This is a genomic window from Marinobacterium ramblicola (genome assembly GCF_019084545.1).
Classification (GTDB): domain Bacteria; phylum Pseudomonadota; class Gammaproteobacteria; order Pseudomonadales; family Balneatricaceae; genus Marinobacterium_D; species Marinobacterium_D ramblicola.
Genome location: NZ_JAHREP010000005.1, coordinates 64,119 through 85,715 on the forward strand (window position 1 = coordinate 64,119; position 21,597 = coordinate 85,715).

Consider the following 21,597-nt stretch of genomic DNA (forward strand, 5'->3'; position numbering starts at 1 on the left):
TGGTTTTCCGTAATATTGATCGCCCGGGCGGGAGTCCGGGCGACCTGAAAGAGGTGGGACTATGCCTAACCGTCTGAGTAACGATTTTCAGTTTCTCGATGTGTCCCGTGAAGGGCCGAGCAAGATCCAGGCAGAGGTGCGCAAGCGCGAATTCGCCGAGATTTACGAGCCGTTCCGTGCCGACGATGCCGCCGAGCAGGCACATCGCTGCCTGGAGTGCGGTAACCCCTACTGCTCCTGGAAGTGTCCGGTACACAACCATATTCCGAACTGGCTGAAGCTGGTGTCGGAGGGCAACATCATCGAGGCGGCGGAACTGAGCCACCAAACCAACAGCCTGCCCGAGGTGTGCGGTCGCGTCTGCCCGCAGGACCGTCTCTGCGAGGGCGCCTGTACGCTGAACGACGGCTTCGGTGCCGTCACCATCGGTCCGGTGGAGAAGTACATCAGCGATACCGCCTTTGCCATGGGCTGGCGCCCGGATATGTCCAGCGTCACCTGGACCGACAAGAGGGTCGCGGTGATCGGTGCCGGTCCTGCTGGCCTGGGCTGTGCCGATATTCTGGTGCGTAACGGCGTCAAGCCGGTGGTGTTCGACCGTAACCCGGAGATCGGCGGTCTGCTGACCTTCGGTATCCCCGAGTTCAAGCTCGAGAAGGAGGTGATGGTCAACCGTCGCGCCGTATTCGAGGAGATGGGCGTCGAGTTCCGCCTCAGCACCGAGGTAGGCAAGGATGTCAGCATGCAGCAGCTGGAGCAGGAGTTCGATGCGATCTTCCTCGGCATGGGCACCTACACCTACATGAAGGGCGGTTTCCCGGGCGAAGATCTGGACGGCGTGTTCGATGCGCTGCCGTTCCTGATCTCCAACGTCAACCACTGCCATGGTTACGAGAAGGATCCGGCCGACTACATCAGCGTGGCCGGCAAGAAGGTCGTAGTGCTCGGTGGTGGCGATACCGCGATGGACTGTAACCGTACCTCCATCCGCCAGAGTGCGACCAGCGTGACCTGTGCCTACCGCCGTGACGAGGAGAACATGCCGGGCTCCAAGCGCGAGGTGGAGAACGCCCGCGAAGAGGGCGTGCAGTTCCTGTTCAACCGCCAGCCGGTCGAGGTGGTCGGTGAAGAGGGCAAGGTGGTCGGTGTCAAACTGGTCACCACCCGCATGGGTGCGCCGGATGAGCGCGGACGCCGTCGCGCCGAGGTGGTAGAAGGGTCCGAAGAGGTGATCGACGCCGACGTGGTGCTGGTCGCCTTCGGCTTCCGTCCCAGCCCTGCACCCTGGTTCGCCGATTTCGGTATCGAGCTGCATGAGGATGGCCGCATTAAAGCCTCCAAGCAGGGTGACGCCGGTCGCCTGCCGTTCCAGACCAGCAACGCCAAGATCTTTGCCGGCGGCGATATGGTGCGTGGTTCCGACCTGGTAGTCACCGCGATCTACGAAGGGCGTGAAGCGGCCGAGGGGATCCTGGATTTCCTCGAGGTGTAACTCGAGGTCTAAACCAACCTCCTCCTGGCGTTCAGCAGAAGGCCATCGGTATCCGCCGATGGCCTTTTTCTTGGTGCGTTTTAACCCTCCTCATCTAGTTTTTTCATCCGGTAGGCCAGCCGCGACCGGGTCAGTCCCAGCAAGCGGGCCGCTGCCGACAGGTTGCCGTCTGCCTTGCTCACCGCTTCGCGCACCAGTCGTGCCTCCAGCCTGTCCAACGACGGACCCTCCTTGCCCGCCGGGGCGAAGCGCTGGAACCGTTCCAGCGCCGACTCTTCGTTCTCCTGCGCCAACTCGCCTTCGGAACCGATGGTGAACAGCAGGTTGCGGGTGGTCTCCTCGTCACGGAACAGATGCACAAGGTCGATCGGCGAGTTGTCTTCGGCGGCGATTACGCCGCGCTCGACCAGGTTCTGCAGTTCGCGCACGTTACCTGGGAAGTGGTAGTTGAGCAGGGCGCGCATCGCCTTCGCGGTAAAGCCGTTGATCGAACGCCCGTGCAGCTGGTTGTACTGTCGTAGAAAGTGCGACAGCAGCAGCGGGATATCGTCGCGCCGTTCGCGTAACGGGGGCAACGGGATTGGAAACACGTTGAGGCGGTAGAACAGGTCCTCGCGGAACTCGCCCTTGGCCACGGCTTCACGCAGCTCCACGTTAGTGGCCGCCACGACACGGACGTCGACCCTGATCTCCCGGGTGCCGCCGACGCGCTCGACGACGCCCTCCTGCAGCACCCTCAGCAGCTTGCCCTGAGAGCTGGGGCTCAGGGTGCCGATCTCATCCAGGAACAGTGTGCCGCCATTGGCGCGTTCGAAGCGGCCGGGACGGGAGGTGGTAGCACCGGTGAAGGCGCCGCGCTCGACACCGAACAGCTCGGACTCGATCAGGGTGTCGGGGATGGCGGCGCAGTTGATGGCGACAAAGGGCTTCTCCCTGCGGCTGCCGATCTCGTGCAGCATGCGCGCAAACAGCTCCTTGCCGACCCCGGACTCGCCGGTAAACAGCACTGTTGCGCGGGTGGTCGCTACCCGGCGCAGCATATGGCAGGCGGCGATGAACGGGGAGGAGACGCCGATCATCCGGCGCTCGCCGAGCGGGGGAAGGTCGCTATCGGCGGTTTCGGGAAGAGCGGATTCCGATGCGCGGGTAAGGGCTCCGTGCGAGACGAAATCCTCCGCGTTCAGATAGCGCAGATCCTCCTCCACGTCACCCCAGAGCTCCACCGTCTTGCCGATCACTCGACAGGTGGCATGGCCCATGGAGCGGCACTCCACCTCGCGAAACACCGTCATCCGGCCCAGTAGCGTGGTGACATAGCCCATTGCATAACCGAGCTGCATCCAGCAGGCGGGCTCGGTGCCGATGCCGTAGGCGGAGATATGTTCGTCGTCCTCGCTGGAGTGGTGCCAGAGAAACTCGCCGTCGTAGGTGCCCTTGCGCGGATCGAACTCGAAGTGAACCGTCTCAACCTGCACCACCCCCTCCAGCGAGTGCAATTGGGTACCGGCGTAGAAGATCGCTTCCGGGTCGGCATCGGGCCAGCGTTCGCGCACCAGCTGCGCATCGCGCACCCCCGAGCTGTAACCGGCACGGGTCAGCAGGCCGCGAGCACGTTCCAGGCCGAGCCGTTCGATCAGTTCGCGGCGCAGGCTGCCGAGGCTGGTGTTATGCATGAGCACCATGCGCTGGCCTTCAAGCCATATCCGACCATCGCCGGGGGAGAAGAACAGGCACTCGGCCAGGTCCTTGACCCTTGGTCCGCGGGCGGAATCGAGGTTATCGCTGTCGCCGGCCGGCATTTCACCGGGTTGAAGCAGGGACGCTGCGGTATAGCCGGATCTTTTCGAGGGCATGGCCATGCCTATTGCTCTTGCTTGTATTAATAAAAATATTAACTCCGCAAGGGGTATTTAACAATTTTGACAATAGTTTATTTATAAAACTGTTATTTTGCACCGCAGTATTTGACGTGCCTGTTTTTTGAACAAACGCCTGTCTGATGCGTACCGGCCCCATGCTGTTGTGCAGCAAAACTACATGCATCTGTGTTTGGCACACCGATTGCCTTATTGAGTAGACAAAAAGAAAGGCTTGCTTTGGGTTCCGAGCGGGCACTTAACAACTCAGTGGAGGTATTTATCGTGTCAGTCACAGAAGAGGCCGGTCTGCTGGATGCAGCCACCTGGAACGGGCGGATCTTCGACGGTAGCTGGCGAGCAGCCAGCGGCGGCAGTGCTGCGGTGGTGGAGCCGGCGACCGGCGAAGAGCTGACTCGGGTCGGCATGGGTGATGCTGCCGATATCGCGATAGCCGCGCGCGCCGCATCCGAAGTGCAGGCCGCCTGGGCGGCAACGCCTCCCCGCGAGATGGCGGCCATCTTCACGCGCGCTGCCAATCTGATCGAAGCGGAGACGGAAGCAGCGCGGTTATGGATAGCCCGCGAGAGCGGCGCCATCTTCGCCAAGGCCGAGCATGAGATCCGCGAAGCGGCGGTGATCCTGCGCCGCGCCGCCGGCATGCTGCTCGACCCGCATCACGGCCTGGTACTGCCTTCGGTACCCGGCGCACTGTCATACGCCAAACGGACTCCGTTGGGTGTGGTTGGCGTCATCTCGCCGTTCAACTTCCCGTTGATCCTGTCTATCCGTGCGGTGGCACCTGCGCTGGCGGCGGGCAACAGCGTCGTCCTCAAGCCCGATCCGCGTACGCCGATCAGCGGCGGGTTCCTGATTGCGCGGCTGCTGGAGAGGGCCGGGCTACCCAAGGGCGTTCTGCATGTGATACCGGGGCAGGGGGATGCCGGAGAAGCGCTCTGTACCGATCCGCATGTGCGGATGATCGCCTTCACCGGCTCCACCGCCGTGGGGCGTCGCGTGGGCGAACTGGCCGGTCGGCACCTGAAGAAGGTGATGCTGGAGCTGGGCGGCAAGAATCCGTTGATCATCGCGGAGGACGCCGATCTGGATCTGGCAACCAGTGCCGCCGCGTTCGGGGCCTGGTTCCATCAGGGCCAGATCTGCATGGCCTCGGGACGGATCATCGCGCATGAATCGATCGCCGAAGAGCTCGCCGAACGCCTGGCGGCCAAGGCGGTTCAACTGCCGGTGGGTAACCCGGCCGACGGAAACGTGGCACTGGGTCCGATCATCAATGAAAACCAGCTGCTGCGTGTCGACGGCATCGTTCAGGACAGTGTCGCCGCGGGCGCGGTACTCAAGGCGGGCGGCAAGCGCGAGGGTCGTTTCTATCCGCCGACCGTGTTGACCGGCGTGCGCTCCGGCATGCGGGCATACAGCGAAGAGTTCTTTGGCCCCGTCGCCAGCATCATCAGCTACGCCACCGATGAAGAAGCGATCGCCATTGCCAACGACACCGAGTTCGGCCTCTCGGCCGGTGTGATCTCGGCTTCCGTCGGGCGGGCGATGGCGATCGGTGAGCGGCTTAATGCCGGCATGGTTCACATCAACGACCAGACCGTAAATGACGAATGCACCAACCCGTTCGGTGGACGGGGAGCATCGGGTAACGGCGGCAGCATCGGCGGCCCGGCCGACTGGGACGAGTTTACTCAGTGGCAGTGGTTCACCGTGAAGGAGGCGCCTAGGGCCTATCCGTTCTGACAGATTTCGATTTCCTGCGACCGGTCGGACCTCCCCCTTCATCCCGCCCCCTCGCAGGGTTATTAACAAGCCAAGGAGTAAAATATGAATAACAATGCTCGCTTAAGGCCTCTTGCCGTCGCCGTAGCCCTAGGGTCGGCCCTGTGGTTGCCTCAGGCACAGGCTTTCAAACTCGACACCGACAACACGGATGTCAGTCTGCGTTGGGACAACACCTTCAAGTACAGCACCGCCTTCCGCGTGAACGACCGGTCGGATCTGCTGGTTAACGACGTCAACTACGATGACGGCGACCGCAACTTCGACAAGGGGTTGATCTCCAACCGAGTCGACTGGCTCAGCGAGTTCGACGGTCGCTACAAGAATCTGGGCTTCCGCCTCAGCGGCGCGGCCTGGTACGACGACGTCTACAACCGGAGCAATGACAACGACTCCCCGTTTACCAACAACGCCACCAGCGTCGACTCGGACGAGTTCACCGACGAAACACGCGATGTCCACGGACGCAAGGCAGAACTGCTGGACGCATTCGTCTACGGCAACTTCGATCTCGGTGAGATGCGCAGCAACCTGCGTCTGGGGCGTCATTCGCTGGTATACGGCGAAACCCTGTTCTTCGGCGCCAACGGTATCGCCGATGCCCAAGGGCCGGTCGATCTGATTAAGCTGCTGTCGGTGCCCAGTTCCCAGTTCAAGGAGGTACTGCGACCTGTCGATCAGCTTTCCGCGACACTGCAGCTGAACTGGGAGACCTCGATCGGCGCCTACTACCAGTTCGACTGGGAGGAGACCCGTCTGCCCGGCGTCGGCAGCTATCTGTCCAATATCGACTGGGCCGGCCCCGGTACCGAGTCGCTGATTGTCGGTCCCGGTATGGCTTGGAACCATATCGCCGACATCGAACCGGAGGATGAAGGTCAGGGCGGTATCCAGCTGCGTTACGCGCCCGAAGACAGCAGCTTCGAATACGGTCTGTACTTCGCGCGCTACCATGCCAAGACGCCGTCCGGCTTCTACTTCGATCCGGTCAACGGCACCATCCGCACTGTTTACCATGAAGGCATCCGTACCTACGGCGCCAGCGCAACCACCTCTATCGGCCAGTTGAACCTGGCGGCCGAGGTGTCGATACGTGACAACGCGCCGCTGAACAGCGATCCGGTTATCGTGCTGCCGGGCATGGCGGCCGATAACGACGACAACGCGCTCTACGCCGTGGGTAGAACGGCACACGCCAACCTGTCCGGTATCTACGTGATGCAGCCGAACAGCCTCTGGGATGGCGGTGCGCTGATCGGTGAGCTGGCCTGGAACCGGGTGCTGTCGGTAACCAAGAACGAGAGCGCATTGGATCCCAACACCACGCGCGATGCCTGGGCGATGCGGATGATCTTCAATCCGGCCTACTTCCAGGTGCTGCCGGGGCTTGATCTCGAGCTGCCGGTCGGCCTCGGTTACAACTTCAAGGGCCGTTCCGGTGCAGTGGCCAACATGAATGGCGGCGCCACCCACGGCGGTGACTTCAGCATCGGCGTCAACGGTACCTACCAGAACACCTGGAAGTTCGGCGCCAGCTACGTGAACTTCTTCGGCGAGGAGTTCAGCTTCGTCACGCCGCAGAACAACCCGGCTCCGGCGCTCTCCTTCCAGCAGACCCGTGGCGATCGCGACTTCATCTCGCTGTACGTTCAGCGCACCTTCTAATCGAACCCGGTGGAGATAAGAATAATGAGATTTACAGCTAAAGCAGTGGTAGCCAGTATAGCCCTCAGTCTGTCCGCCCCGATGGCGCTGGCGGCCGTCGATGCCGAAACCGCAGGCCAACTGAAGAGCAACCTGACCCCCTTCGGTGCCGAAAAGGCCGGTAACGCCGAGGGTACCATTCCCGCCTGGGACGGCGGCTATACCGCCGTCGCACCGGGCTACGAGAACGGAACGCCGCGCCCCGATCCCTTTGCCGACGAAAAGCCGCTGTTCTCGATCACCGCGGCCAATATGGCCCAATACAGCGACAAGCTGAATGAGGGTGTAAAGGCGCTATTCGCAAAAAATCCGGATTTCCGCATGGATATCTATCCGACGCACCGGACCTCCGCGGCGCCGCAATGGGTCTATGACAACACCTTCAACAACGCGACCAGTGCGCAGCTGGGCGCGGACAAGAACTCGGTCAGCGGTGCCTACGGCGGTATCCCCTTCCCGATCCCGGCCGATGGCGCCGAGGCGATGTGGAACCACCGCCTGAGCTGGTTCGGCGAGTCGACACGCTATGCCCTGCGCACCTTTATCGTCACCGCCGACGGCAACCGGGCGCTGGCCAGCGAGGGCGAGGAGCTGATCCAGTCGCCTTACTACTACAAGGGCGGCAGCACCGAGTCCTATGATGGCAATTACCAGTTGGGCCGCTTTATCGTCTCCGGCCCGGCCTCGAAGGCGGGCGAAGCGATCCTGGTACATGACACCTCCATTGCGGGCAAGAAACGCAACATCTGGCAATACCTGGTTGGCCAGCGACGGGTACGCAAGGCGCCCTCCGTCGCTTACGACACGCCCGACTTCGTCACCTCCGGTGTGGGTCTGTTCGACGAGGCGTTCATGATGTTCGGCCCGATCGACCGTCATGACTATAAGCTGGTCGGCAAGCAGGAGCTGTTTATCCCCTACAACAACAACGGTGCCGCACTGGCTGATATCGACGAACTGATGGGTGAGCACTACCTCAATCCGGACAAGGTTCGCTGGGAGCTGCACCGGGTCTGGGTGGTCGACGCCCAACTGAAGGACGGGCAGCGTCATACCGTGCCCAAGCGCCGCTACTACATCGACGAGGACAGCTGGCACATCGTGCTGTTCGACGGCTGGGACGCCAAGGGCGATCTGTGGCGCATGAACTACTCGCTGACCTACCTGGTACCGGACCTGCCGGCACTGGTCACCAATGTGATGTGGGGCGGCTATGACCTGCAGACCGGCGCCTACTACTTCAACGCGGCGATGAACGGCGGTACCCCGCACTACGAGATCAGCGAGCCGATCTCCGAGAACAACTGGAGCCCGGTCGAGTTGGCCAACCGCGGTGCGCGTTAACGGCCTGTTAGGGATCTCGCTCCGAACGTTCCAAGGTAGGGAGGGGTGTTGATTTCCGGGACCGTCGTCGGCAGGGCCGAAAAATGCTCCTGCATTTTCGGCACTCCCGCCATCCATGGCGGTCGGCGCCGACGCCGAGCTTACAGGGAAGTACGTACAGCGTGTCCCGGAAAGCAATACCCCTTCCTGCCGGGCCCGGTGCCCGGAAAGCGAGTGATTTCCAAGAAGCGAGTCAATCCGATAAGTCCCTTGTCGTGGTGACGGATCGTTCCGGTTCCGCGGCAGGGTGTGGAGAGTGAGTTATGGCCAGATTTGGCAATTTATCCAGGGCGCTGCCGCTATGCGTGCTGTTGTCGCTGGCAGCGCCCGCGTGGTCGGTCGCCGACACCGGCTTTGCCGGGTTGGACAAGCCGGCACAGATCTCGCCGCTGGCGCTGCACAAGTCGATGCTGGCGGTCGCGCGTGCCGGCGAGCGTCTGGTGGCGGTCGGCGAAGAGGGCACGGTGCTGCTGTCCGATGACAACGGCGTCTCCTGGCACCAGGCCGAGCAGGTACCGACCTCGTCCGCGCTGACCGCGGTGCAGTTTGTCGCTGCCGATAAGGGCTGGGCCGTGGGCCACCTGGGCGTGGTGCTGACCACGGAGGACGGCGGCAACACCTGGCGCAAGCAGCTGGACGGCATCCAGGCGGCACAGCTCGCTCTGGAGCAGGCCAAGGCCTTGGGTGACGAAGCGGCGCTGAAGTCGGCGCAGTATCTGGTCGACGATGGCCCGGACAAGCCGTTCCTGAACCTGTACTTCCTGAACGATCGCACCGGCTTCGTGTTCGGTGCCTATAACCTGATCTTCCGTACCGACGACGGCGGTGAAAGCTGGACCCCCTGGCTGGAACGGGTGGAAAACCCGATGGGGATGCATCTGTACGGCATGGCGCAATCCCGAGGTGTATTGATGATCGCGGGCGAGCAGGGAGCTCTGATGCGCTCCACCGACGGTGGCCAATATTTCGAAGAGATTGAATCCCCCTACGACGGTAGTTACTTCGGCATCATTGCCGAAGCCGATGGCGCGTTCGTCGCCTACGGTCTGCGCGGCAACGCCTTCCGCAGCGTCGATGGCGGCGACAGCTGGAGCGAGCTGGACACCGGGCAGGGCGAGACGCTGACCGCGGCGACCAACCTTTCCGACGGCCGGTTGCTGCTGACCAGTCAGGCCGGCGGCGTGCTGGTCGACCGTGACGGACAGCCGTTCAAACGCCTGCCCGATCTGCCGCCACTGCCGCTGTCCGGCGTGGTCCAGGCTGCCGATGGTGCACCGGTGGTCAGCAGTCTGGCCGGGGTTCACCGTTTCGAAGCGGTAGAGGAGTAATGTCTTGAGTACCGACAATAAAAACCGCTCCGGATCCGGCGCAAGCCATCTGGAGGATTTCGACCTGCATTCGGGGTCGCCGTTGGAGCGACTCATCTTCAATCGCCGCGCATTGGTGCTGATGCTCTGTCTGATTGCCAGCCTGGTGCTGGCCTGGCAGGCGTCCTACCTGAGGTTGAATGCCAGCTTCGAGAAGATGATTCCGACCGGTCATCCCTATATCGCCAACTTCCTCGACAACCGCGCCGAACTGTCGGGGCTGGGCAACTCGATGCGGATTGCGGTGGCGGTAAAGCAGGGCACGATCTTCAGCGACGACTACCTGCGTACCCTGGCCAGGATCAACGACGAGGTTTACCTGCTGCCGGGTGTGGACCGACCCTACATGAAATCGCTGTGGACTCCGGCCACGCGCTGGATTGCGGTGACCGAAGAGGGGCTCGAGGGCGACACCGTGATCCCCGGCGACTACGACGGCTCCGAACGGAGCCTGGAGCAGGTACGCCTGAACGTGCAGCGCTCCGGCGAGATCGGCCAGCTGGTGTCGCCCAACTTCCAGTCCAGCGTAATCTACGTACCGCTGCTGGATACCAACCCGCAGACCGGCGAGCCGCTGGATTACGGCGCGCTGTCGCGGCAGATCGAGGAGATCCGCAGCAAGTATCAGGGCGACAACATCGAGATCCATATCACCGGCTTCGCCAAGATCGTCGGCGATCTGATCGAGGGTCTGCAGCAGGTGTTGGGCTTCTTCGCCATCGCCGTCGCCGTGGCGACCGCCGTGCTCTACGGCTACACCCACTGCCTGCGCAGCGCGCTGCTGGTGATGGGCTGTTCGCTGGTCGGCGTGCTCTGGCAGCTGGGGCTGCTGGCGCTGCTCGGCTTCGAGCTGGATCCCTACTCGATTCTGGTGCCCTTCCTGGTGTTCGCCATCGGCATCAGCCACGGCGCGCAGAAGATGAACGGCATCATGCGCGATATCGGCAGCGGACTGCACCGCTATGTCGCCGCGCGCCACACCTTCCGTCGCCTGTTCCGCACCGGCATGGCGGCACTGATCACCGATGCCGTCGGCTTCGCCGTGCTGCTGGTGATCGATATCGGCGTGATCCGCGAACTGGCGATCGCCGCCAGTCTCGGTGTCATGGTACTGATCCTGACCAACCTGGTGCTGCTGCCGGTACTGCTCTCCTACATCGGCGTGACGCCGCGCGCCGCGGCCCGTGCCGTGCGCGATGAAAACGAGGATGGCGACGACCATAAGGCCGTGGGCGGCATCTGGCACTTCTTTGCCCAGTTCACGCAGCGGCGCTGGGCACTGAGCGCCCTGGCGGTGGCCGCGGTGATGGCGCTGTCCGCCGGCGTGATCAGTCGCGACCTGCAGATCGGCGATCTCGATGCGGGGGCGCCGGAACTGCGTGCCGACTCGCGCTACAACCGGGACAACGCCTTCATGGTGGCGAACTATGCCGCCAGTGCCGATATCTTCGTGGTGATGGTGAAAACCCCGGTAGACGGCTGTACCCGCTACAGCGTGCTGTCCAAGGTGCGTGCGCTGACCTCCGAGCTGGAGCAGCTGCCCGGCGTCGAGTCGACCAACTCCATGGCGCGACTGTCGCGCTTTGCCATGGTGGGCTACAACGAGGGCAACTTCAAATGGCTGGAACTGATCCCGAACGATGCCGCCCTCGGTGCGGTACAGACCCGCGCACCGCGTGAACTGTTCAATCAGGAGTGCAGTCTGCTCTCGGTGTACACCTATCTGAAGGATCACAAGGCGGCCACGCTGGAGAGCGTTGTGGCCACCGTCGAGGCGTTCGCCGCCGAGCACAACGACGATGAAACAACCTTTATGCTCGCCGCCGGCAACTCCGGTATCGAAGCGGCGACCAATATCGTCGTCGAGCAGTCGATGGATCGGATGATGTATCTGGTCTATGGCGCCGTGATCATTCTGTGCTGGATCACCTTCCGCACCTGGCGTGGCGTGGTAGCGGCGGTGCTGCCGCTGATGCTGACCTCGGTGATCGGGCAGGCGTTGATGGTAGCACTGGGGATCGGCATCAAGGTGGCGATCCTGCCGGTGATCGCGCTGGGGGTCGGTATCGGCGTCGACTACGCCCTCTATGTGCTGTCGGTACTGCTGATCGGCCTGCGTGAGGGTCAGTCGCTGGCCGACGCTTACCGTGCTGCACTGCGCCAGACCGGCCGCATCGTGATGCTGACCGGGGCCACCCTGGCGGTGGCAGTGGCCACCTGGGTGTTCTCGCCGATCCGCTTCCAGGCCGACATGGGGATCCTGCTGGCGTTCATGTTCCTGTTCAATATGCTCGGTGCGTTGATTCTGCTGCCGGCGCTGGCGCACCTGCTGTTCCGGCCCGAGCAGGTAGAACGCTTGGGCGCAGAGCGAGAACAGAGTGTCGAGCAAAATGAAAGCCGCGTAGCCAAGGCGCAGTCCGGCGCCTCCGCCTACGCACTGACCGGAGATTGATGCCATGTTAGATCCACAGATCCGGGCCCTGCTTGAGCAGGCCCGAGAGGCCGGGGCGCCCGACTTTGCCGATCTACCGCCGGCGGTGGCACGTGAGGTGTATAGCCAGATCCTGGCCGCTACCGATCTGCCGGTGCCTGCCGAGGTGGCGATCAGCGAGCGCACGATGGCAGGGCCTGGCGGCGAGCTGATATTGCGCTGCTACCGTCCTGTGAAGGCCGAGGTGCGGGGGGTCGTGCTCTACCTGCATGGCGGCGGTTTCGTCGTCGGTACGCCAAGCGATTATGACGGCGTTGCCGGCACTATCGCGGCCCAAGCCGGTTGTCTGGTGGTGCAGGTCGACTACCGCCTGGCACCGGAGCACCCCTTCCCGGCGGCGGTGGAGGACAGCTACGCCGCTCTGGTCTGGCTGCGCGAACAGGCGGCGGAGCTGGGGATCGATCCGGCCCGTATCGCCATCGCCGGCGACAGCGCCGGCGCCAATCTGGCCTCGGTGTGCGCCTTGCTCGCGCGTGACCGCGGCGGCCCCGCATTGGCATTGCAGTGCCTGATCTACCCGGCGACCGCCAACGGCCAGGTGCAGTATGACGCCTACCGCCGTTTCGGCACCGGCTATACCCTGACCAGCCGCGCCATGAGCTACTTCATGGGGCATTACCTGAGCGGCAGCGACGCAGCGGTGGATATGCGGCTGGCGCCTTTGGACGCCCCCGATCTGTCCGGGCTGCCGCCGGCACTGGTGCAGGTGGCGGGGTACGACCCGCTGCGCGACGAGGGGATCGCCTATGCCGAAGCCATGGCCGCGGCCGGTACCTCGGTCACGCTGGTGGAGTATGCCAGTCTGGCGCACGGCTATATCAGCATGGCCGGCATCAGCGACGGGGCACGGCTGGCGCTGGAACAGGTGGCGACGGCACTGCGTCGGGCGCTTGATTGAGAGAGAGCGAAATCGGTCTTACCGGCAGTATCGCTGCCCCATAATTAAGAGCCTGTTCGGAATCTCGCACCGAACGAGACAAGGCAGGGAGAGGTGTTGCTTTCCGAGGCCGTCGCCGACATGGATGTCGGCGTCGAGCGTACAGGGATGTATTCACAGCGTGTCTCGGAAAGCAACACCTCTTCCTGCCGGGCACCGCGTTCGGAAATCAGGGGGCTTCAAACAGGTTCCAATCAAAAGGAGTGTAACCATGAAAATTCGTGCTGCCGTGGCCCGTGAAAGCCACGGACCGTTGAGCCTGGAAACCCTGGAGATCGACGAGCCGCGCGCCGACGAGATCCTGGTGCGGGTCGTCGCCACCGGTGTCTGCCATACCGATATCGTGGTACGTGACGGCATGCTGCCGACACCCATGCCGGTGGTGCTTGGTCATGAGGGAGCGGGTGTGGTCGAGCGGGTTGGTTCCGCCGTGACCAAGGTGGCACCGGGCGATCACGTGGTGATGACCTTCGCCTCCTGCGGCGGCTGCCCCAGCTGTCAGGATCACGCGCCGAGCTACTGCCACGCATTCTTTCCGAAAAACTTCTTTGCCGTGCGCGGCGACGGTTCCACGGCGCTGTCCTGTGGCGATGAAGTTATCCACAGCCACTTCTTCGGCCAGTCCTCCTTCGCTACCCACGCCATCTGCGACCAGCGTAACATCGTCAAGGTACCCCGGGATGTACCGCTGGAGCTGCTCGGTCCGCTGGCCTGTGGGGTGCAGACCGGTGCCGGTGCCGTAATCAACGCACTCAAGGTGGGGGCAGGCAAGAGCTTTGCCGTATTCGGCACCGGCTCGGTCGGTCTGTCGGCGATCATGGCCGCTGCCGCGGTAGGCGCTACCACGATCATCGCCGTGGACATGAACAACGAACGGCTGGCATTTGCCCAGGAGGTGGGTGCCACCCATACGCTCAATCCGAACAACGGCGATGTCACCGAAGCGATCATGGCGATTACCGGTCATGGCCTCGACTATGCGCTCGATACCACCGGTCTGAGCCCGGTAATCAAGGGCGCGGTGCTGAGCCTGGCGCCGCGCGGCACCTGCGGTATCCTCGGCGCTTCAGCCCCGGGCAGTGAGATCCTGCTCGATGAGGTCCACTTCATGAGCGGCGGCCGCCGCCTGATCGGCATCGTCGAGGGAGAAGCCAACCCGGATACCTTCATCCCGATGCTGATCCGCCTCTATCAACAGGGGCGTTTCCCGTTCGACAAAATGGTGAAGTTCTATTCGCTGGAGCAGATCAACCAGGCGATCGCCGATTCCGAGTCGGGCATCACCATCAAACCGATCGTTCGCATGGAAGACGGTAGTTAAAGCACCTCTGTCGTTTTCCGGCCTCGTCTGCGCCATTTCCGGCGCAGGTTTATGCGTCATCAGCGCCTTGCTATTACCCCCGGCGTTGATGACGTTTTTTTGTGTTTCGGGGAATATGCTTTCCACCTCTGAAGGTTGTAGAGGTGCGGGAGGTGCCGCAGACCGGCCCGGTGAAGTCTGCGACTCCACCGTCACTAGCCCAGTATGATATGAGGGAGAAAGCGTGACAGGTCCTGGGTGATTGCCTGAGTGTCTTCACGAACAGAGATACCGGCCGGTTGATCGTCTACCAGCCAGGAACCCACCAGCGTGTAGTTGTCGGCGAACTGAGGCATAGGGTGGTACGCCTGGTAGACAAAGCCCTCCTCACCGTACGGACCATCGCTGGTCAGCACCTCCTTGCCGTTATCCAGAATCGATATGTTGGCCCCTTCCCGCGAGAAGATCGGCTTTTTCACCAGACGGGATTCTTCGGCCCGGGCCACCTCGTCCTCGAAGTACGCCGGTAAAAGGTTCGGGTGTTCGGGGAAAAGCTTCCAGAGCATTGGCAGCAATGCCTTGTTGGATGTGATGCTTTTCCAGATCGGCTCCAGCCAACTCACGTCGCTGGCGCCGATAAGGTCAGCAAACTCCTCGCGCAGCATGAACTCCCAAGGATAGAGTTTGAACATCCAGCGAATTACCTGGTCATCCGGGTCCGTGAGCCAGTCGCCCTCGCCATGGCCGATATCTTCAACAAAGATCAGTTTGGTGGCTATGCCGGCGGCTTGCGCACAGTCGCTCAGATAGGTGATCGTGCCCAGATCCTCTTCGGTATCCTTGCAGCAGGCCAAGTGGAGCAGTTCCCCAGGGTGTGCTTGTTCAAGCTGGGCGAAACGTGAGATCAGCTTTTCCTGCAGAGAGGTGAATTGATCGGCCGCGCGGGGCAGGCTGCCGCGTTTGACCATCTGTTCCAGCCAGAGCCAGGACCAGAATCCCGACTCGTATAGGCTGGTAGGCGTATCCGAGTTGAACTCGAGGCACTTGGCGGGGCCAACGCCGTCGTAGATCAGATCCAGCCGGGAGTAGAGGCTGGGATCGCGTTTTTGCCAGGAACCGGCGACCTGATCCCAATACCGCTCCGGAATACGGAAGCGCTGCATCAGCTCTTCACTGCGCACGACTCTGTCGACCACCTCCAGACTCATCTGGTGCAGCTCGGCCGTCGGATCTTCAATGTGATCTTCGATCTGCTTGAGCGTGAACTGGTAATAAGCCGACTCGTCCCAGTATTTTTCGCCGTACATCGTGTGGAACTTGAACCCGTACTCCACCGCTGTTTGCTGCCAGTCGGAGCGCTCCTGCACCGGAATCCGCAACATGATTAGCCTCCCCAACTGCTCCGGCTGCTACTGCCCCAACTGGATTTGGCGGCGGCTGTTGAGCCGAAGCCGCCGCGGCTTATGGTACGGGTTACGGTCGGTTTGGGTTTGAAAGCGTCGCTGGGCACGGATACCCGGGTGCTGCCGGCGCTGGATCGGCCTCCGTAACGGGTTCCATCGGCACCGTAGTAGCCGCCGTACAGGTGACCGTAACCGGAAAAGACCGGGGTACTGTCATACTCCCGTCGGTCCACAGCGCGAGCCATCATATAACCGGCCATCAGTGGCATGAACAGGTTGGTGCTACTATCCCGATAGACGACACAACGACCGAATTCCGCTTCGCAGTCATTTTGCGTACGGTATTTCGGGGCGGTCTTGGCTGCTTCCTCCAGGGCGTCTTCATACGCCGCTTTGCACTCTGCCTCCAAGCCCGGGTTTGTCTTGGTGCAGTCCTGCAGAGTCTTGTAGATCATGGCGTCCTGGCTGTCGCTGGAGCATCCCGTAACCAGAGAGGCGCCGGCAACGGCAGCGACGAGTTTGGTAACCCTGAACCGGGGTTGTTTTCTCATCCGAGTGAGATCGATCGACTTGGTGCGTTTCATTGCAACCTCCTCCGGCGATCAATAGGTCAGGCAAGATGCGTTGAGAATGCCTATGGAGATGGAGATAAAACATACCATCAAGCCAGCAGGCACTTCGTCGTTCTCTATTCGCGTTACGATGCGGGGCATATAGATCACGCGGACGATCGTGAATGCCAATAGCTGAGCGATAAGCGCGACGACGGCCCAGACTACGAAATCCTGCAGATTGACGGAGTTGGCTGCGGCACCGCCGAGTGCAATAGCAAATCCGAGGGTCGCACCGCCAAAGGCCCAGGCCGCCGCGGTATTGTGCTTCTCCTTGATCAGTTTCCATTCGTTGTGCGGTGTAATTCGTGTATAGAGAAACTTGAAGCACATCAGCGCAACGATGCTGATCAGGAAGTACAGTCCGAAGCCGGTCAGTCCCTGCAGCGAATGGAGGATCGTGTCCATGAAGTGAACTCCTGTTCTTTCGGTTGGGTTAAAGCGTGGTCTTAGCCGATGACCTCGAAATCGGTCATGCCAAGGTTGATGCCGGTACTGATGACGAGGCAGCGATCGAACCGGTTGTCGATCAGTTTCTCCTCGGCGGATACCAGCAGGAACTCGTAAAGGTCGCCGTCGAGGTCCAGTTCATACAGCATCATAAACTGGTCGGTGCGGCTCTGGGCGTTATCCTCGGTGGTTGTCTGCTCGGTAATGGCCAGGGGAGGGTTGTCACCGACCGTCTCCCACACCCGGTTGAAGGTCTTGCCCTCCAGGTCATAGCGGGGCAGGCTGACCCTCTTGTTGAGGGTTCCTTCCCAATCCCGCTGACCGGCGATACTCAGAGTGGAGTGGAAGTGGAAGAGTTTGACGTCGGTTATATGCTCTTCGCGCATGCCGCCGGTCAGCATCACCTGAAAGAACGCCTCGTCGTCGGTGTAATAACGCAGGATGGTACTGGACTCATCCAGCTCGACAACGCCGACCGCCTGAATTAGCTGGGTTTTGGCAATATTGTCGGTGATCAGTCGATCATCGAGCAGGCTTAGTTTCAGTGCGTTCAGTTCAACGGCGCCACCGAGGCGAAAACCCAGTATTTCGGGGGGCGCCGGTGGGGGCTTGGGTGTTTCCTTCTTGCGTCCGAACCAGGAACTAAACATTACCCTTCTCCCAGTTGAACGTTTCTATTCTCTCGTCGGCTATGTAGTAGAGACGATCGCCGGTATTGATGGTTGAAGCGAGCGCCGGATTCGGTGTGACTCGATCTCCATCGGCGTACTTGACGGCTAGTAGGGTCGCATCGTGCTGTTCCTTGAGTTGCATGAATACGTCGCGGATGGTGATGGGGGTGTTCAGCCTGGGCAGGGTGACAGAGTACTGGGTGTGTCCCTGGTCGACATTCAGCAACTCATGGTGGAGTGCACTGGAGCCCGGGTCCGCGGCGGCCTTGGCGAGCATCTCGATAGAGACTGAGGGAATACACTCGACGGTGGGGCAGTGGGCCTTGAGCAACCGGGCGTTATTCTCGTTCTCGAAGTAGGCCATAATGTGGGCGCCGGGATTCTGCTCATAGGCGAACAGGGCAGTCGTCAGCGTCACATCGTCCAGCGGAGTATCGATCAGGATCGATCTGGCCTTGGTGATATTGGTTTTTGCCATCTCGAAGCTGTTGTTAAAACTGTCGACACGGACAAAACCGATCGCGTCGGGCATGGGGTTTTGCTCGATCTTGCCCGTCTGGGCACACAATACGAGATTGGCATCCTGAGCGTTGTCCCCGGCTTCACGGATCAGGAGTCTCAACAGGTGCAGGGTACGGTTGCCATTGTACCCGATCACCAATGTATGGTTTTCGTGTTTCACGGTTTGCAGTCCCTTTATGCCTCGTTGAAGAAACAGTACGACTGATCCGGCGATACGGCCGAGTAGGGCTCCCCACATGGCCAGTCCGACCGGAATGACCCACAGGCTGACTATCCACATGCCGGCGGGCGTAGTGGCACTCCAGTCGCCGTAGCCGACGGTGGACGACGAGACGATCAGCCAGTACCAGAAAAGGGTGAAGGAGCCCGTGGCAACCGGCTCGGCGGCGAGATACATGCCACTCCAACCGACCAGCAGGTATAGGGCGAAACCCAATACGACCGTTTGCCAACTCAATGTCGCCAGGTGGTGTGCCAGACGACGGGCGAGTCGAAAGACAAGCAGCACGGATCTCTCCTTTTATCCGTTGTCCCTGTTTTTCAGGCGTGCGAGGATATCGTTGGCCGAACCTGTGCTACCACCGATACCGGCCTGAGACAGCTTGGCCTTGAGATCATCGCCATTTTCCGCCGATGCCATCTCGCGGGCTGCGTCGATCTCGGCCGCGCGATGTTGCTGCTTCGTCTGGATACGTTCGAGGGATTCATAGGCCGTGCGCATCTTGGCATCGGTATTAAGGTGGCGGGATGACAGACTTTCCTGGGCTTTCTGTACCGAAGCCGTGGCCTTGACTGTATCCACCTGCTGTTTCATCAAGCGCAGGGCGTTCTTTGATGATTTGAGATCTTTACGCAGCTGGACGATAGATGCGGTCACCTGATCGAGAAATCCCTGCTCCGTCTGCAGTTGCTCCTCGAATTCGGCGATTTTTTCCGCAACCTCCAGTGCCAGGCTTTCGTTGCCCTTATCCATGGCGGCGACGGCGTAGCCTTCATGCTCGGCAATGGCGTCTTGGAGTGCGGCGACTTTTTGTTGCGAGAGTTTTTCCTTGGCGACGATCGAGGTCAGAGCCTGCTCTGACTTACGGATCTCCGCTTCGGTTTCACGAATCTCCTGATCGAGGATCACCAGTGCCTGGTTGTCGGCAACGGCTTCAGCTGCTGTGGTTGCGTGGCCTTTTAATGCAGTCAGTAGTTTTTTGAAAACAGACATTCTGAACTCCTATATCCATTAAATACTTCGGTTAAGCCAGATAGGTTCCGTAAAACTCGAGCATGCCCTCGATATTCAGGAACAGGGTCTCGACTTCGATCAGAACGCTTTCCGGTTTTGAGTGAGCACTGAGCGCACCGAATGCGGCGTAGTACTCATCGTTGCCGATAGTGGATATGCCCAGAGTTGTCAGCGGGAACACGGTTTTATGGGTTCGCAGGATCTGTGCGTTAAGTGCGTTCTGATCCCGAACCTGATCCACCTTGCACAGCAGGGACTCGACCAGGATCTGGTCGCCTTCCACGGTGACAAAGGCATCTACGCCATCTTCGTGACTGATGAGAACGGCGTCGCCCTCTTGCATGACGGTCAGCTCGTCCTGGGCGGATAGCAGTGAATGAAGTTCAGCTAAAGTAAGTGCCATGGTCACTCCTTGAGGCCAGTTATTGTCTGGATTTTGGGCTGAGTACGCCGGGTATCGTCCGTGCGGATACGACGGTATTCGGCTACTGAAATGAAGTGAAGTTGCGTTGCGGTTAACGATATTGCAGACGCCGCCGACTCTGTCCTTGATCATGTTCGGTTTGGACTTCCAAAGTGTCCGATGCAGCTTAAAGCTGGATTAACGACCGACTGGTTCGGCCACCTATTTCGTGAATTGGTTCATCGATAAGCCGTTCGATTCTAGCTTGGTAGGGGGGAAAGGGTAGTCCCTGATAGGGCCGTGACGGTGCCGAGGTAAAACTGTGTGGAGAGGGGTGCCCCGCGGCATACCGTACATCCTGTACATAAAAAAGCGCCGTGGGGACGGCGCAAATCGGAGGGCGTCGAATGGAGACCCACCAGGCTGCCCGGCACTGGTGGGGTGTAGCAAGGGTTACAGCTTGCGCAGCATCTCGTTGTGCTGTTCGATCACGGCCGCTTCCGGCTCGTCGGTGACCAGGCTGACCAGGATGATCGCCACGGTGGCGAAGATGATTCCCGGTACGATCTCGTACACTTCGAACAGACCGCCGGAGAGCTGTTTCCAGACCACCACGGTCAGCGCGCCGACGACGATACCGGCCAGGGCGCCGTTGCGGTTCATGCGCGGCCAGTACAGGCTCAGCAGCAGGGCCGGGCCGAAGGCGGCGCCGAAGCCTGCCCAGGCATAGGAGACCAGGCCTAGTACCGTGGAGTCCGGGTTGAACGCCAGCAGCAGGGCGACGAACGACAGCGCCAGCACCGCGATGCGGCCGACCATGACGATCTCCTTCTGGCTGGCGTCACGACGGAACAGCTGCTTGTAGAAATCCTCGGCCAGGGCGGAGGAGGAGACCAGCAGCTGGGAGTCGGCGGTGCTCATGATTGCGGCCAGGATAGCGGCCAGCAGGATACCGGCGATCACCGGATGGAACACGGCGTTGACCAGCACCATGAAGATCTTCTCGCCATCGGCGATATCGCCGGCCATGTGACCGTTGACATAGACCAGGCCGGCCAGGCCGACGAAGATCGCGCCGGCCATGGCCAAACCGCTCCAGATCACCGCGATGCGGCGTGCGGTGGGGATGTCCGCGTTGCTGCGGGTAGCCTTGAAGCGGGCCAGGATATGCGGCTGGCCGAAGTAACCCAGGCCCCAGGCCATCAGCGAGACGATGGCGATCATGCTCAGCGATTCACCGGCATTGTCCCGGGTGATGGTCAGCAGTTCCGGGTTGATCTGCTCGAGGGAATCGAACATGGCGCTCCAGCCGCCGTCGACCTGCATCACCATTACCGGCACGATCAGCAGTGCCGCGGCCATCAACAGGCCCTGCACCAGGTCGGTCCAGGATACCGCCAGGAAGCCGCCGAACAGGGTGTAGGAGACCACGCAGATGGTGCCGACGATCACCGCGGTGCTGTAGTCGAGGCCGAACACGGTTTCGAACAGCTTGCCGCCGGCGACCAGGCCTGAGCTGGTGTAGAACAGGAAGAACAGCAGGATGAAGAACGCCGAGATCACCTGCAGCGCACGGGAGTTGTCGCGGAAACGGTTGGCGAAGAACTCAGGCAGAGTCAGCGAGTCGTTGGCGACGATACTGTAGGTGCGCAGGCGCTTGGCGGTGATCATCCAGTTGGTCCAGGTGCCGAGCAGCAGGCCGCCGGCGAGCCAGAGCGACTCCAGTCCGGAGCCGTAGGCGTAGCCGGGCAGGCCGAGCAGCAGCCAGCCGCTCATATCGGAGGCGCCGGCGGACAGGGCGGCCGGCCAGGGGCCCAGGGAGCGGCCGCCGAGGAAGTAATCGGAGGAGCTGGCGGTACGGATATAGGCGTAATAGCCGATTGCCAGCATTACAATAAGGTAAACGGCAAAGGTGCCGTAAATGGCAAGATTATTATCATTCATAAGCTCATTGTCTCTATCACGTTGAG

Annotated in this window: 17 protein-coding genes; 8 read left to right on the forward strand and 9 right to left on the reverse strand. The window is 61.2% G+C overall.

Features of this window, described 5'->3' with window-relative positions; genetic code table 11:
* Nucleotides 1–61: 61 nt before the first annotated feature.
* The gene (locus KQ940_RS04965; RefSeq protein ID WP_217412326.1) at nucleotides 62–1,492 is read left to right on the forward strand and encodes an FAD-dependent oxidoreductase; all 1,431 of its coding nucleotides are present in this window, start codon (nucleotides 62–64) and stop codon (nucleotides 1,490–1,492) included.
* Nucleotides 1,493–1,572: 80 nt separating this feature from the next.
* Here KQ940_RS04965 and KQ940_RS04970 read toward each other — a convergent pair whose 3' ends face one another.
* Entirely contained in the window at nucleotides 1,573–3,345 is a 1,773-nt protein-coding gene (locus KQ940_RS04970) for a sigma-54-dependent Fis family transcriptional regulator (protein WP_217412327.1), read from the reverse strand.
* Between the two features lie 288 nt (nucleotides 3,346–3,633).
* Between KQ940_RS04970 and KQ940_RS04975 the strand changes: the two genes are divergently transcribed.
* The 7 genes from KQ940_RS04975 to KQ940_RS05005 all read left to right on the forward strand — a co-directional run bounded on the left by KQ940_RS04975 (nucleotide 3,634) and on the right by KQ940_RS05005 (nucleotide 14,354).
* Nucleotides 3,634–5,112 carry a benzaldehyde dehydrogenase gene (locus KQ940_RS04975; RefSeq protein ID WP_217412328.1) on the forward strand — a complete coding sequence of 493 codons (1,479 nt, stop codon included), beginning with the start codon at nucleotides 3,634–3,636 and terminating at the stop codon, nucleotides 5,110–5,112.
* An 84-nt stretch (nucleotides 5,113–5,196) separates the two neighbouring features.
* On the forward strand, nucleotides 5,197–6,816 hold the full coding sequence (locus KQ940_RS04980) for a DUF1302 domain-containing protein (protein ID WP_217412329.1): 1,620 nt from the start codon (nucleotides 5,197–5,199) through the stop codon (nucleotides 6,814–6,816).
* A gap of 24 nt (nucleotides 6,817–6,840) precedes the next feature.
* Nucleotides 6,841–8,199, forward strand: coding sequence for a DUF1329 domain-containing protein (locus KQ940_RS04985; protein ID WP_217412330.1), 1,359 nt, complete (start codon nucleotides 6,841–6,843; stop codon nucleotides 8,197–8,199).
* A gap of 302 nt (nucleotides 8,200–8,501) precedes the next feature.
* A complete protein-coding gene (locus KQ940_RS04990; protein ID WP_217412331.1) occupies nucleotides 8,502–9,566 on the forward strand; it encodes a WD40/YVTN/BNR-like repeat-containing protein in 1,065 nt (354 codons plus the stop codon).
* A 4-nt stretch (nucleotides 9,567–9,570) separates the two neighbouring features.
* Complete coding sequence (locus KQ940_RS04995) at nucleotides 9,571–12,057, forward strand: efflux RND transporter permease subunit (protein ID WP_246589741.1); 2,487 nt, start codon at nucleotides 9,571–9,573, stop codon at nucleotides 12,055–12,057.
* Between the two features lie 4 nt (nucleotides 12,058–12,061).
* Nucleotides 12,062–12,994: an alpha/beta hydrolase gene (locus tag KQ940_RS05000; protein WP_217412332.1), complete on the forward strand. Its 933-nt coding sequence runs from the start codon at nucleotides 12,062–12,064 to the stop codon at nucleotides 12,992–12,994.
* A 250-nt stretch (nucleotides 12,995–13,244) separates the two neighbouring features.
* Nucleotides 13,245–14,354, forward strand: coding sequence for an NAD(P)-dependent alcohol dehydrogenase (locus KQ940_RS05005; RefSeq protein ID WP_217412333.1), 1,110 nt, complete (start codon nucleotides 13,245–13,247; stop codon nucleotides 14,352–14,354).
* 194 nt (nucleotides 14,355–14,548) lie between these two features.
* Here KQ940_RS05005 and KQ940_RS05010 read toward each other — a convergent pair whose 3' ends face one another.
* The 8 genes from KQ940_RS05010 to putP form a co-directional block, all read right to left on the reverse strand.
* Nucleotides 14,549–15,715 carry a glutathionylspermidine synthase family protein gene (locus tag KQ940_RS05010; protein WP_217412334.1) on the reverse strand — a complete coding sequence of 389 codons (1,167 nt, stop codon included), beginning with the start codon at nucleotides 15,713–15,715 and terminating at the stop codon, nucleotides 14,549–14,551.
* A 2-nt stretch (nucleotides 15,716–15,717) separates the two neighbouring features.
* A complete protein-coding gene (locus KQ940_RS05015) occupies nucleotides 15,718–16,320 on the reverse strand; it encodes a DUF1190 domain-containing protein (RefSeq protein ID WP_217412335.1) in 603 nt (200 codons plus the stop codon).
* A gap of 18 nt (nucleotides 16,321–16,338) precedes the next feature.
* Nucleotides 16,339–16,755 carry a DUF350 domain-containing protein gene (locus tag KQ940_RS05020; protein WP_217412336.1) on the reverse strand — a complete coding sequence of 139 codons (417 nt, stop codon included), beginning with the start codon at nucleotides 16,753–16,755 and terminating at the stop codon, nucleotides 16,339–16,341.
* A 41-nt stretch (nucleotides 16,756–16,796) separates the two neighbouring features.
* Nucleotides 16,797–17,447 carry a YjfK family protein gene (locus tag KQ940_RS05025; RefSeq protein ID WP_217412337.1) on the reverse strand — a complete coding sequence of 217 codons (651 nt, stop codon included), beginning with the start codon at nucleotides 17,445–17,447 and terminating at the stop codon, nucleotides 16,797–16,799.
* On the reverse strand, nucleotides 17,440–18,498 hold the full coding sequence (locus KQ940_RS05030) for an ion channel (protein WP_217412338.1): 1,059 nt from the start codon (nucleotides 18,496–18,498) through the stop codon (nucleotides 17,440–17,442). The genes KQ940_RS05025 and KQ940_RS05030 overlap by 8 nt, the downstream gene beginning before the upstream one ends.
* Before the next feature lie 12 nt (nucleotides 18,499–18,510).
* Nucleotides 18,511–19,203, reverse strand: a complete 693-nt coding sequence (locus KQ940_RS05035) for a PspA/IM30 family protein (RefSeq protein ID WP_217412339.1) — start codon at nucleotides 19,201–19,203, stop codon at nucleotides 18,511–18,513.
* A 31-nt stretch (nucleotides 19,204–19,234) separates the two neighbouring features.
* On the reverse strand, nucleotides 19,235–19,627 hold the full coding sequence (locus tag KQ940_RS05040; protein ID WP_217412340.1) for a DUF2170 family protein: 393 nt from the start codon (nucleotides 19,625–19,627) through the stop codon (nucleotides 19,235–19,237).
* A 453-nt stretch (nucleotides 19,628–20,080) separates the two neighbouring features.
* Nucleotides 20,081–21,571 carry a sodium/proline symporter PutP gene (gene putP, locus KQ940_RS05045; protein ID WP_217412341.1) on the reverse strand — a complete coding sequence of 497 codons (1,491 nt, stop codon included), beginning with the start codon at nucleotides 21,569–21,571 and terminating at the stop codon, nucleotides 20,081–20,083.
* Nucleotides 21,572–21,597 lie beyond the last annotated feature (26 nt).

Excerpts from the sequence above, each read along its gene's own strand:
- KQ940_RS04965 (WP_217412326.1), top strand. The coding sequence starts at position 62 with ATGCCTAACCGTCTGAGTAACGATTTTCAGTTTCTCGATGTGTCCCGT.
- KQ940_RS04970 (WP_217412327.1), bottom strand. The coding sequence starts at position 3,345 with ATGCCCTCGAAAAGATCCGGCTATACCGCAGCGTCCCTGCTTCAACCC.
- KQ940_RS04980 (WP_217412329.1), top strand. The coding sequence starts at position 5,197 with ATGAATAACAATGCTCGCTTAAGGCCTCTTGCCGTCGCCGTAGCCCTA.
- KQ940_RS04985 (WP_217412330.1), top strand. The coding sequence starts at position 6,841 with ATGAGATTTACAGCTAAAGCAGTGGTAGCCAGTATAGCCCTCAGTCTG.
- KQ940_RS04990 (WP_217412331.1), top strand. The coding sequence starts at position 8,502 with ATGGCCAGATTTGGCAATTTATCCAGGGCGCTGCCGCTATGCGTGCTG.
- KQ940_RS05000 (WP_217412332.1), top strand. The coding sequence starts at position 12,062 with ATGTTAGATCCACAGATCCGGGCCCTGCTTGAGCAGGCCCGAGAGGCC.
- KQ940_RS05005 (WP_217412333.1), top strand. The coding sequence starts at position 13,245 with ATGAAAATTCGTGCTGCCGTGGCCCGTGAAAGCCACGGACCGTTGAGC.
- KQ940_RS05010 (WP_217412334.1), bottom strand. The coding sequence starts at position 15,715 with ATGTTGCGGATTCCGGTGCAGGAGCGCTCCGACTGGCAGCAAACAGCG.
- KQ940_RS05015 (WP_217412335.1), bottom strand. The coding sequence starts at position 16,320 with ATGAAACGCACCAAGTCGATCGATCTCACTCGGATGAGAAAACAACCC.
- KQ940_RS05020 (WP_217412336.1), bottom strand. The coding sequence starts at position 16,755 with ATGGACACGATCCTCCATTCGCTGCAGGGACTGACCGGCTTCGGACTG.
- KQ940_RS05025 (WP_217412337.1), bottom strand. The coding sequence starts at position 17,447 with ATGTTTAGTTCCTGGTTCGGACGCAAGAAGGAAACACCCAAGCCCCCA.
- KQ940_RS05035 (WP_217412339.1), bottom strand. The coding sequence starts at position 19,203 with ATGTCTGTTTTCAAAAAACTACTGACTGCATTAAAAGGCCACGCAACC.
- KQ940_RS05040 (WP_217412340.1), bottom strand. The coding sequence starts at position 19,627 with ATGGCACTTACTTTAGCTGAACTTCATTCACTGCTATCCGCCCAGGAC.
- putP (WP_217412341.1), bottom strand. The coding sequence starts at position 21,571 with ATGAATGATAATAATCTTGCCATTTACGGCACCTTTGCCGTTTACCTT.